Genomic DNA, 11,818 nt, shown 5'->3' with positions numbered 1-11,818 from the left:
GGTTAAAAATTATAATTCTAAACCTATTCCCTTCCCGTTTTAATGAACTTTAATCTTATAACTCTTAAAAATCTTGAGCTTATGAGAACTTTATTTTTATTCATTTTTTACAGTTTTACGATTACCGCTTTTGCGCAAAAGTTTACACTTATCAAAGACAGTCTTAATCCTATAGTATCCGATTCGACTATTCGAGGAACCTATTTTGGCACAGGATGGACAGATATTGATAATGATAGCAATCTAGATCTATTTTATGCCGGAACCATTTACAAAAATCTTGGGAATGGAAATTTTAAAATTGCAGATGGTAGTACAACAATCCCTACTGCCACATCACTTAACAGTTGTAGCTGGGCAGACTATGAAAATGATGGAGATCTCGACCTAATCTATTCACGGTTTACGGCACCGTCTACTTTGCAAACCAGAATTTATGCTAACGACGGTAATGGTCAATTTACAGAAACGAATACAATTTTAAACACAATCAATTCTGCAACCTGGAGTGTACAATGGTGTGATTATAATAATGATAACTATGTTGATTTTATTTTAACCTTTGCCGACTTATTTCTTGGGACAAATCGATTTCCTAATCGTTTATATCGAGGAAATAGTGATGGTACCTTTACCGAAGTAACAGAACCCTACGATTTTCTTACAGAAAAAGCAGCCTATACGGTATCTAATTGGACTGATTATGATGAAGATGGAGATACAGATTTATTCATCGCCAGTGGTCCTGCAGCTGGTCCTACAGGAATCAAGCGCGATTTTTTATTTAAAAACCTACAAGTCGAAACCGGAAATGAAGGATTTGTAAAATTAACCAATACCGATCTCTCATTTGCAGAAGATCCACAAGATGGGCAATGCTATAATGCAATCGATTATGATAACGATGGTGATCTCGATATTTGTCTTACCAACTATTCTGGAGTCGAAAACAAATTTTATATTAATAATTCTGGTGCATATCAAAGTACCAATACCCCATTTACGGCTGGTAACAATCAAAACTTAGCCAATGCCTGGGGAGATTTTGATAATGATGGTGATTTAGATGTCATCATTACAGCTTCTAGCACAACGGGTAGTGGGTATTTTGTTAATAATGGAGATGGAACTTTTACAGAAAATAATACTAATCTTATTAATACAGCCACTTCTGGAAACTCTACCGGGGCAACTATTGGGGATTACGATAATGATGGTGATTTAGATTTCTTTGTTGTTGGCCAAGGCGTAAAAGGACTTTTTAGAAATGATTTAGCAATAAAAAATCATTTTGTAAATATTAAACTTATTGGTAATCCTTCAAATAAAGCCGCACTAGGAACTCGATTAGAACTAATGACCAAAATCAAAGGAAAATTGGTAACGCTAAAAAGAGAAGTCTCTGCGTCAAATACATTTATGGGCCATAATAGCTTACGAGTTCATTTTGGACTTGGTAAAGCTCCAAAAATCGATAAATTAACTATCTATTGGCCATCAGGAAATGTCGATACATATATCAAACTAAGAGTAAATAAATTTTATACTATAGAAGAAGGTAAAAAAAAACCAATTGATCCACCTATAAAAAAGAGAAACAACAACAATCCTAAAGTAATCGTATATCCAAACCCTTCTAAAAACTTAGTGAAAGTCAAAATTAATAATGTAGAAACAAATACTCCTATTACGGTTAAAATAATGGATGCCTCGGGGTTAAAAATTTCGGAAACCAATTTCAATATCAATCAGGAAATTATACTAAACACTGCTTCTTTATCGCCAGGAAATTATTTTATGAATATTATACTCGGGAAAAAAACAGTTATGAAAAAATTAGTTATTAAATAATAGTTAATCACTACTTAGAAAAGGTGAGGTTCGTAACAGAACCCTACCTTTTTTACTTTTGAGATTACAAAAATCATTAGTTTTACAAGAGTAAAATAAGGTATCACTCTAAAAGTTAGAATTAGAACCTTATCAATATGATTTTTAATGAAGCATATAGATTTGATAATTGTTGGCGGTGGGCCTATTGGTATAGCCTGTGGTCTTGAAGCAAAGAAAAAAGGACTTGATTATTGTATTATTGAAAAAGGGGTCATCACTAATTCTTTATACAATTACCCTCTTAATATGCAGTTTTTCTCGTCATCTGAAAAGCTTGAAATTGATAATATCCCGTTTATCAGTAATGAAGCCAAACCAAAACGCAATGAAGCTCTTGAATATTATCGTAGGATTGTAACTTCTAACCAGCTAAACATTAATCTGTTTGAAAAAGTTAGTACAGTACATAAAAAACAAGGTGTTTTTCATATCAAAACCAATAAAGAACAATATACTTCTACTTATGTAATCATTGCTACCGGGTTTTATGACCTTCCTAATACTATGGGTGTTCCTGGAGAAAATTTAGCTAAAGTTTCTCATTATTATAAAGATCCTCATTTTTTTGCTAAACAAAAATTAGCTGTTATTGGCGCGAGTAATTCTGCTGTAGATGCAGCTTTAGAATGTTATAGAAAAGGTGCAGAAGTAACAATGTTGGTTCGTGGACCAGAAATTGGAAAACGTGTAAAATATTGGGTAAGACCCGATATCATAAATCGTATTGAAGAAGGGAGTATCAAAGTTTTCTACAATGTTACTATAAAAGAGATATTACCCAAAAAAATCGATATCCAAACACCGCAGGGAGAATTTAGTATTCAAAATGATTGGGTATTGGCACTAACGGGTTATAAACCAAATTTCGAATTTCTGCAAAAAATAGGAATCCAACTCTCTAACGATGCCAAATTATATCCTCAATATAACGAAAAAACAATGGAAACTAATATCAAAAATCTCTATTTGGCAGGAGTAATATGTGGTGGTATGGACACTCATGTTTGGTTTATCGAAAACTCGAGAATTCATGCCAAAACAATATTAAAATCAATTACCGAAGGAAAATAGCAACAAAAAAACCAGACTAAGTCTGGTTTTACTATTTATAATAAGTGTTAATTAGTCTCTAGAGAGGATACTTAATATATACCAAAACAATAACATTAACGAGGCAAATAATCCTAATGATGCTCCTACATATTGGTCTTCAGAATATTTATGTACCATATTAGAGGTTTGATATAAAATCGATCCAGAAGCCAGAATTACCATCCCAACACTAAACCAAAGACCAAGATTAAATCCAAATAATAATCCCGCTGCAATCAGTCCTATTGCAATAAAAAAACCAATTGCAAGTATCGATTTTAAAAACGAAAAATCTTTTTTGGTAATTAAAACAACAGCAGAAAGCCCTGTAAATAATGATAGCGTCAAAATTGCTGCCTGATTAAGAATATTAGCTCCCCCACTTTCTGCAATCATCATAGCAATTCCAATAAGCGGAATAAAGATAAAAGCTTCTGCTACAACATATAGTAATAATCCTAAATATTGTTGATTGATATTATGATTCTTAAATGCCATTTTTTCTGCATAATTTGTTGCCAGCATAAAACCACCCAGCATAACAAGCCATCTCCATCCTTGCGTCATAGAAAATGCAAAGTTTACAATAGGTTCTATTTGAAAAAATATCCATTCTACGATTACAAAAAGTAAAACAGCCATAGCAAGATGGGTATAGGTCTTTTTATAAAAAGCAACCCTTTTTTCGTCGGTGAGTGAACTAACAGGTAGTATTTGCTGAAATTCTTCCATATATATAAATATAAATTTAAATTATTTATGGTTATAAATATAATCGTTTCTTAAGAATGACATCGTAATTAATCCTCAAAATATCTAAAATTAAACATCTGTACTACATAATAATATATCTCAGGAAATTGTTTTTTTAACTCCTTGGGCGATTCCATAAAAACTTCAACCAGAACCGCAATAAATTCGAATTTATCGGTATATGCATAGTCTCTCAATATCTTAGAATCTACTATCTTTTTCCTTATTTCTTCGGCACCCAGATACTTTTCTAACAATAAAAAAGTGTCATAAAAAATTTCACAACTAATGTTATTGTTTTTTATAGAGTTATAATGAATAGCATGTGTTATTTCATGAACTCCCAAACTTTTTCCTTTGTCCAAATGTAAATTTCCTTTCTGAAAATCTTTCCAGGACAAGGCTAATGCCTTAGATATAGGATTAAACTCTCCTATGTTTTCTGTTTTGTTTAAAATCGAATAGAATGATGTTGGGTATAAAACTATTGTGTTTAAATATTCTAATAGATAATGGCGCATCCCAAAAGTTAGCTGCGTAACCATAATAGTTACTTGCATTCGCATAAAATCATCGATGACCAACCCTTCTCTACCTACAAAACGAGTGTTTTCAAGAAACCTAACTGTTCTATGTGCAAAAAATCGTTTTCTTTTTTTATCGAGATTAGTATAAAAATCATTCTCATCCAGGAATGCCTGCAAATGCGGTGGCAATTTCTTCGGAGTAAAATAAAGGTGAATGAAATAGGGCTTTTTCTTATACTTAACATAAATTGATTCTAAATATCGTAAAACATAATATATACATATCGAAACGATACCAACAGTAACAAACACCCCAAGTATGTTTTGGAATAATGTGTTAGAAGGTTCTTCTTCAACCAATAATAAAGATACTATATAAAGATTCAAAAAAGGATAATGTAGGTTAAGGTTATTAAAAATAACGTTTTAGAAGCAAAAATGGTATTAAAATAACAATTTAACATATTCAACCCTATTTTACATACTACCAGTTTCTTATGTTTTATAGTAAATATGGTTAAACATCAATATACTTACTCTTATCAAAAATTTAACTATTTAGCGTAGACTTGGGAATGAAATTTGATTCTGTTTGGCAGTTAGTGTCTAATTTTTAAAACCAGCAACCCCTAACACAACTAAAATTACAGCCAATAATGTTTTCATTTAAGAGGAATCCCCCAGACTCATTAAGGAACTTAGATCAACTTTATAAAAATGTTATCTCAAAGCTCCCCATTGCTAATCGAATTAAATATTGCGAATCCCTAATGTATCGTACAACAGAAGATATATCAAACTCTAATTGTAGATTTACAAAAAGAAAATTAAAAAAACTTTTAAAAGCTACCGAAATGGAACTGCAAGAACTTAATGCCAATTAAGTTCTGTTTTTAAGGAACTGAACATTATATCAAAATTACATATAGGTAGAATGAGGTTATGAAATTTTCTCATATCCTTTAAGGTTGGTAATTCCCCAATTTTCTAGTTCTTCCTCGCTCCATAATTCTGGGAAAAATATGCGTCTTTGATATCTTGGATGCATATATTTATGCCAATCACTACCTCCGGTTGCTTCTACATTTTCTTTTCCATGATCCAAATATTTTGCTGCGGCATCATAATGGTGCATTACCCAATTAATGTTTACCGTATGATCATAATGGCGCATAGCATTAATCAACTCGGTATTTTTCTGATATTCTTTAGGAAGCTCTTTAAATTTTGTCCATAAATTAACTGTATTATATTCTTTCATCCATTCGATCAGTTCTTTTTTATACTTCGTTTCAAAATTGATCATCAATTTACTCTTCTTACCAGTTTTATGATCTGTGCCTGCTGCCTGCCAGTACATATTATCAAAAGCATACTCATAAGGAGTATTTCTATCTATAGTTTTCCTGAATCTAAAATCGATTAGATTAATGAGTTCTGTAGAAGCAATCTCTATTTTACGATATTGTGCAGATTGAAATCCGCTTGCAGGTGTTAGCGTATCTCTAAACTTCATATATTGATCAATCTCCATCCCCTCGCCCATAATATCAAATGAATTCGAAAGCATATCGAAATATCTACTCACACGCATAAGGTGCATTTCGAATTTTTTAGGTTCTATATTTTCTGTATGAGAAATTTGACTCATTTCCCAAAGGATCATTTTAAACAATAATTCATTAATTTGATGATACATGATAAACACCATCTCATCTGGTAATTGTGTTCGTTGGGTTTGTAGTCCTAATAAGGCATCTACCTGAATAAAATCCCAATACTTCATAGGTTCTGCATGCAATAAACCCGATAGATGTACATCGGGATCCTGCCCCATTGCTTTATACTTATTGTCTATAGCTTTTAATAGTTCTTCTCTATTCATAATTTTGATCTGTTTAATATGGATTTAAATACGACCTCGATATAACTCTGTTTTTACTATGCTTAACAAAATCATTCGAGATAGGATAATTATGCCAAATGAGTATTGTTATGAAAAAACTCAAATAGCAGGTAATACATTAGTAATCAAGTTAAAATTATTATGAAAAAGGAGATTTTATATTAATGTAATTTGCAACATTAAGTAATAGGTAGGTAGACCGATTGAAAATAGAATTTTTAGCCATACTCATTGTATCGTATTTTTTATGAATCCATCCCTTTTATAAAAAACAGGTTTCAGGAAACTACACTCATTTTATTGATAACAATAATCATTTTCTGGGAAACAATCAAAGGTAATAAAGTGATCAATAACTCGCTACAAAGTTATTAATAAATATTAATGCTACTTTTTATGAAGCAGCACTTTTTTACTATATAGACAAAAATCTCAACATATAATTTCACCGTTTTACCACTCATTAAATCCGGGGTATTAACACTAAAAAAACACAGTCTAAACACCTTGATTTAAGGGTTTTACACACCTTGACACTCATTGTTTTCTATTTTATTTTTATAATCTTCATTAATCCATATTAACTAAAAAAAGTATATTATGATTATTTCAATGCAAGGGGATTGGAATGTTAAGGTAAAAGCAAAATCTGCTTCTTATCCTCAAAGATTTATCGTCATCGGAGCGGATACCGGAAACGGAACTCACTCGGGAACTGTAGGAACTACCGTTAATGTAACAGGTGATCAATGGGCAATTGCCATACAAAACGATCCAGGAGGAGGATATCAACAATCTGATACCAAAATTAAATTTCCAAAAACCATCGGAGGCAATCACTCTTTCGAAATTCTATCTAATGATGCTGGAGGTGATTCAGATTTTAACGACTTGGTACTCGAATGTTCTACACCAGTAAACATTAATGATTTTCTTATTTATGGTCATGTTTCCATGTATAGCGGAAGATGTTTATTTAACCCATGTTGGAGAGGGCCTTTTGTAATTGACACCTATGTTGGTTTACTCGAGGCACTAAAGAATAATAAAATCAAAAAGTATATAGAAAAAATATACCCAGAGAGGATCCCAGAAGATATAGGTCCATTTCCACCAGACCCTGCTCCTTTTAAACCTATGGTAATCGATTTAAAAGGAGAGGCTACGAAACCAAAAACAGAATTACTATATCAAAGGTTAGAGAATCCTGATTTGATAACTAAGAAAAAAGCAAAAGAAAAAGCTTCTGAATTTGCTGCTACAAACTACAAGCTTATCAGTTCTAGAAAACGAGAAGTTTCTCTGGTTGATACTTCAAGAGCAAAAGATCTAAGATTGGTAAAAGCCATTGAGGGGTTATATTTTAGATGTAATACAGAACCAGCAAATAATATTACATTAACTTTTGAGGAATACGACCGTACAGCCGCAGAAATAGCAGGAGATGCATATACAGGAGAAGGGAACAGAAGATTATTGGGTGATACGATCACCGATATGAATGGAAACTATATTTTTAGGTTCTCATTCGATATGAGTTTCCCTGGGATCGAAGATTCTAGTGATCAAGCTCCAGGCGAAAACATTAATGTAGTTGCGTATCCAGATGTAATTGTAAAAGTTACTAGCCTTGCTCCTAATACTATTTTATATGAAAGTGCTCCTTATTATAATATTCCAAACAAGAAACGAATAAACCTTTGTTTGCCAAAATCACAAATACAACCTTCGTCTGCATGTTTTAACGGAAACTTGATTGGCAGCTTAGGAAATGTTTTTATAGGTGGAAATCAAAATACAACAGCTTCTTTTTTTCCATCTCAATTGCATCGTAATGGGTTTAACAATGACTTAGAGCCAAATGGAAAAATTTCGGTAAACAGTAGCCTGGCAGGTTTCAAAGTAGATTGTGCTGCCTGGGGAGGTACTATAGACATGACCGGTTGTATGTATGATGTGAGTAAAACAGCCGTGCAAAATAAAATAAAATGGTATACCATTCGTATAAAACGCTCAGGAACTATTCCTTGGGTATTTGTTAGTCAAAATTACAAGCATCCTCGATATTCTAAACGTAATTTACCAAATTATAACGGGGATGACGTGGGCCCATTTTATAGTCAATTACTAAAAGTTGATGGAGGTCCCGCTGTGAGTGTACCAGCCTACAAGAATATTCAGAGAGAAATGAATGTTGATCATATAGATTGGATACCAGATAAAATTGGGCGATACATGCAGCTTAGGACCAGTATATACGATAAAGTGCAAGGTGAAACCAAACCGGGAACATTCTATGTACGTGTAGATGGTTATGACGGTAATGGTAATCCGGTAGCTAATGCTACAGATATGATTGCTTTATACATCCATAACAAACCATTAAACTTTGATCTTTCTGCTCTAACTTTTGCAGATACTTCAATTGTAAATGCAGGTTGCGGATTATATCGCTTAGAAGACTATGAACTTAACACCGAGATCAATTTCAATTTTAGAGCAAATGATCCATATGGTTTTGTTGATTCTTATGCTCTAACGATGAGCAGATGCCCTGGTCCGATGATTGGGTTACGAGTTAATACGCCTAACCCTCCTCTATCTGATACAGTTTCTGGAGATACTATATTTTCTTCGGGAAATGCATCGGGGAACGAACCTCATGCCTGTGTCGGATATAGTGGAACTCTTCAGGAATTTTCGGATGCCGGGTTAATCAATGCAGGAATACAACCAGCATTAACAGAAGGAGGATGGATAAAAGCTAATGAATATTTTACGCGTCTTTCTTTTCATCTCACTGCTCGTAAACGAATTACTAATGGGTATAATAGTGGGCTTAGTAGCTTGTATCAAGCTCACAGAAGTATTTTGATGGAACGTATAAACTTACCAACTCCATAACCAATGGATTGGTTTATATTTATTTTAAAGGGGCTGTGCATCTGGAGAATTACACATTTATGTAGTGCCGAAGACGGCCCCTTCGATATCATAATTACAATCAGGAAATGGTTAGGGCAAGGATTTTTTGGATCCTTATTCGATTGTTTTTATTGCCTTAGCATATGGGTAAGCTTACCTTTTGCAATTTGGAAAGGAGAGAGCTGGAGTCAAATACTCTTGCTTTGGTTTGCATTATCGGGGTTTGCTTGTTTGTTAGAACAAGCTACATCAAAACAATAATTTAAAAAAGAAAATTATGTCGTGTTGTTCACAAAAACGTTTAGAACTAACCAGAGCACTCAACCCTAAAAAAGGGTCAAAAGAAAAATCTTCTTTACCAATTCTGAAGAACATAAATACAAAATTTAAATACACAGGAAATACTGCATGGTTTTATAGAGGCGCATTGACTCACATTCGATATCATTTTAAATATCACGGGCATATTATCACTATTGATACCAGAGATGTATCAGCAGCCATGGCCGAGCCTCTTTTAGAAAGTATCATTTAGAGTTTCGTAAATCGCGTCAGTACTTAAAAACAAAGGGATAATCTTTTTGATTATCCCTTTGTTTTATAAAAAATAATGCATAACATCATTTTTTATGCATTTGGTATTAAGCATCACAAAACTTTGTTTGTCTTTGAGGGCAACCATATCCTGCATTGGTATTACTACAAATTTGGGTACCTCCTCCTCTTATGCTACTAGATTGCAATTTAGTGATCACTTGTTTTGACAATGTTAATTTTGATGTTAATTTTTGTTTCTTCATGATATTTACATATTAGATTTAAGAATAATACTATCATAAAGAAACCTTTAATAAAGTTTTTTTCGAAGGACAAATACATAAGCGAAGCTGTTTTTCATCTAAGCGTCAACCAACAACATGTGAAAGCATCTAAATACTATAAAAAGGAAGTACTATTCTTACAACAGAACCTATGCGATCATTAGTTTCGTTTTTTAAATCCTTAATTTCTAAAGAAGCATCGGATTTGAGTTTTTTATTATAAATGGCCAATCGTTCTCGTACAATTTTTTCTGATAACGAAGTATGATCCTTTGGTCTAGAAATATTCTTATTAAATTGATGAGAATACCCAATTCCATTGTCGATCACATTACAAATTATTGTGTTTTCCGTATTCGTTTCAAATATTACTTTTACGATTCCTTTTTCTTTTTTTTCTGCGATTCCATGAATAATTGCATTCTCTACAAATGGCTGTATTATCATTGGAGGAATATGGTAAAATTCTAATTCTATTTCAGGATCCATTTCAATAGTATACGTGAAACTTGTTGAGAAATTAGACTGTAATATCAAATAATTCTCTAATGCTCCTACTTCTTTTTCTAAAGGGACATATTCTTCTCTAGAATTTTCAAGCGTAAGTCTTATTAGTTTAGACAACCCTAAAACATAATTCTGCACCTTATTAGGTTGTTCTTCATTTAATACAATAATCTTATTAAGAGCATTAAAAATAAAATGAGGGTTCATTTGTGTTCTTAATAATTGTTGTTGCAGAACTACTTTTTTAAATTTATCATTGAGTTTCTTTTGATAAAAATAAAAGATGACACCAATCAAGAAAATTAGCATTAACGCAATAATACTATAGAATATAATATTTCGCTGCTTTTGAATTGTCTTTTGGTCAGCCGTAAGTGTCTTCAAACGTTGAATTTCAGATTTCCTTTTTTTGGTTTCATACTTAACTTGTAGTTTTTCTAATTCTTGCTTTAATTGCTGTTTATGAAACTGGTTTAAGAATTCTTCTTTCTCTTTCAGGACTGCATTAGACTTAATATAATTCCCCTTATTTTGATAAGCGAGAGTCATGTTTTCATATACCGAAAGAAAAAGCCCTTTATCATCTTTATTATATTCGGTGAACTTACCTAAGCTATCTAAAACGCTTTGTAAATCCATAATAGCCTCATCAAGTTTACCAGAATGAATTTTTACGTAACTATAATTTGCGATATCATAAAGAGATGTTTTTAATGCTCCTTCTTTAGTAATTGGTTTATGTTCTTTTAGGATTTCATGTGCTTTAGTGTAATATATAATAGTAGAATCTATTTTATTTTCTCGTTTATAAAGACTTCCTAAATTTCCGTATAAAGTAGAGAGGTTGTTTTTATAATCTAATGCTAAAGAGCGTTTAATTGCTTTATGAGTATAATATTTGGCCGAATCAATTTTATTTAAAAAATCATAATCATATAGTGCACCAACCCTGGTAAGCGCTGTGATTAAAGATCTCGGAGTAGAAACATAAAATGAATCTTTTAATGCTTTTTTATAAAAATTTAGTGCTAAACTATCATTTCCTATCGCTAAATGATTATTTGCTATTCCGGTAAAAAGATAACCTCTTGCTTTTGAAGGATATCTTTTTTCAATTTCTAAACACTTAAGTAGAGCAATTGTAGAATTTTGGTAATCCTTATTCTCTGCATATGATCTTCCTTTTGCAAAATATGCGTTAATGAGATTAGCTTCTTCTTTAGGGTACTTATTTTTTACTCTTTCATAGATAACTATAGCTTTGTTAGCATAAAAGATGGCAGAATCACGTTTTTGTTCTTTCAACATATAATAACTGTAATACGCATTGTATTTAGTCCATCCATATGTTAGTTCGTTATCCAAAAGAATCTTTTTGAAAGTGATCAAATTTT

At 32.2% G+C, this 11,818-nt stretch carries 10 protein-coding genes; 5 read left to right on the top strand and 5 right to left on the bottom strand.

What is annotated here, in order from left to right; genetic code table 11:
• The first annotated feature begins 81 nt into the window (after window positions 1-81).
• Window positions 82-1,851 (top strand): FG-GAP-like repeat-containing protein, encoded by a 1,770-nt coding sequence (locus NNL09_RS12455; protein WP_196910832.1) that lies wholly within the window; start codon window positions 82-84, stop codon window positions 1,849-1,851.
• A gap of 147 nt (window positions 1,852-1,998) precedes the next feature.
• Entirely contained in the window at window positions 1,999-2,964 is a 966-nt protein-coding gene (locus tag NNL09_RS12450) for a YpdA family putative bacillithiol disulfide reductase (RefSeq protein ID WP_196910831.1), read from the top strand.
• A 51-nt stretch (window positions 2,965-3,015) separates the two neighbouring features.
• Here the strand turns inward: NNL09_RS12450 and NNL09_RS12445 are convergent, their stop codons facing one another.
• The 3 genes from NNL09_RS12445 to NNL09_RS12435 all read right to left on the bottom strand — a co-directional run bounded on the left by NNL09_RS12445 (window position 3,016) and on the right by NNL09_RS12435 (window position 6,150).
• Window positions 3,016-3,717 carry a Bax inhibitor-1 family protein gene (locus tag NNL09_RS12445; protein ID WP_025665008.1) on the bottom strand — a complete coding sequence of 234 codons (702 nt, stop codon included), beginning with the start codon at window positions 3,715-3,717 and terminating at the stop codon, window positions 3,016-3,018.
• Between the two features lie 68 nt (window positions 3,718-3,785).
• Complete coding sequence (locus NNL09_RS12440) at window positions 3,786-4,652, bottom strand: zinc-dependent peptidase (protein ID WP_025665009.1); 867 nt, start codon at window positions 4,650-4,652, stop codon at window positions 3,786-3,788.
• A gap of 553 nt (window positions 4,653-5,205) precedes the next feature.
• Entirely contained in the window at window positions 5,206-6,150 is a 945-nt protein-coding gene (locus NNL09_RS12435; protein WP_025665010.1) for a tryptophan 2,3-dioxygenase family protein, read from the bottom strand.
• A 621-nt stretch (window positions 6,151-6,771) separates the two neighbouring features.
• Between NNL09_RS12435 and NNL09_RS12430 the strand changes: the two genes are divergently transcribed.
• Genes NNL09_RS12430 through NNL09_RS12420 form a run of 3 tightly spaced genes read left to right on the top strand, consistent with a single transcriptional unit; the run spans window position 6,772 to window position 9,631 of the window.
• Window positions 6,772-9,075 carry a hypothetical protein gene (locus NNL09_RS12430; protein ID WP_196910830.1) on the top strand — a complete coding sequence of 768 codons (2,304 nt, stop codon included), beginning with the start codon at window positions 6,772-6,774 and terminating at the stop codon, window positions 9,073-9,075.
• A 3-nt stretch (window positions 9,076-9,078) separates the two neighbouring features.
• The gene (locus tag NNL09_RS12425; RefSeq protein ID WP_025665012.1) at window positions 9,079-9,357 is read left to right on the top strand and encodes a DUF1360 domain-containing protein; all 279 of its coding nucleotides are present in this window, start codon (window positions 9,079-9,081) and stop codon (window positions 9,355-9,357) included.
• A gap of 16 nt (window positions 9,358-9,373) precedes the next feature.
• The gene (locus NNL09_RS12420; RefSeq protein ID WP_196910829.1) at window positions 9,374-9,631 is read left to right on the top strand and encodes a hypothetical protein; all 258 of its coding nucleotides are present in this window, start codon (window positions 9,374-9,376) and stop codon (window positions 9,629-9,631) included.
• A gap of 106 nt (window positions 9,632-9,737) precedes the next feature.
• On the opposite strand, the gene NNL09_RS12415 is transcribed toward NNL09_RS12420, so the two are convergent.
• Complete coding sequence (locus NNL09_RS12415; protein ID WP_160170078.1) at window positions 9,738-9,896, bottom strand: class I lanthipeptide; 159 nt, start codon at window positions 9,894-9,896, stop codon at window positions 9,738-9,740.
• 129 nt (window positions 9,897-10,025) lie between these two features.
• Window positions 10,026-11,789 (bottom strand): histidine kinase, encoded by a 1,764-nt coding sequence (locus NNL09_RS12410; protein ID WP_196910828.1) that lies wholly within the window; start codon window positions 11,787-11,789, stop codon window positions 10,026-10,028.
• Window positions 11,790-11,818: the final 29 nt, after the last annotated feature.

The organism is Aquimarina sp. EL_43 (assembly GCF_943422735.1).
GTDB classification, from domain to species: Bacteria; Bacteroidota; Bacteroidia; order Flavobacteriales; family Flavobacteriaceae; genus Aquimarina; species Aquimarina megaterium.
Note: the sequence above shows the minus strand (reverse complement) of the source record. Positions and strands in the feature narration are given on the sequence as shown.

Excerpts from the sequence above, each read along its gene's own strand:
- NNL09_RS12455 (WP_196910832.1), top strand. The coding sequence starts at position 82 with ATGAGAACTTTATTTTTATTCATTTTTTACAGTTTTACGATTACCGCT.
- NNL09_RS12450 (WP_196910831.1), top strand. The coding sequence starts at position 1,999 with ATGAAGCATATAGATTTGATAATTGTTGGCGGTGGGCCTATTGGTATA.
- NNL09_RS12445 (WP_025665008.1), bottom strand. The coding sequence starts at position 3,717 with ATGGAAGAATTTCAGCAAATACTACCTGTTAGTTCACTCACCGACGAA.
- NNL09_RS12435 (WP_025665010.1), bottom strand. The coding sequence starts at position 6,150 with ATGAATAGAGAAGAACTATTAAAAGCTATAGACAATAAGTATAAAGCA.
- NNL09_RS12430 (WP_196910830.1), top strand. The coding sequence starts at position 6,772 with ATGATTATTTCAATGCAAGGGGATTGGAATGTTAAGGTAAAAGCAAAA.
- NNL09_RS12425 (WP_025665012.1), top strand. The coding sequence starts at position 9,079 with ATGGATTGGTTTATATTTATTTTAAAGGGGCTGTGCATCTGGAGAATT.
- NNL09_RS12420 (WP_196910829.1), top strand. The coding sequence starts at position 9,374 with ATGTCGTGTTGTTCACAAAAACGTTTAGAACTAACCAGAGCACTCAAC.
- NNL09_RS12415 (WP_160170078.1), bottom strand. The coding sequence starts at position 9,896 with ATGAAGAAACAAAAATTAACATCAAAATTAACATTGTCAAAACAAGTG.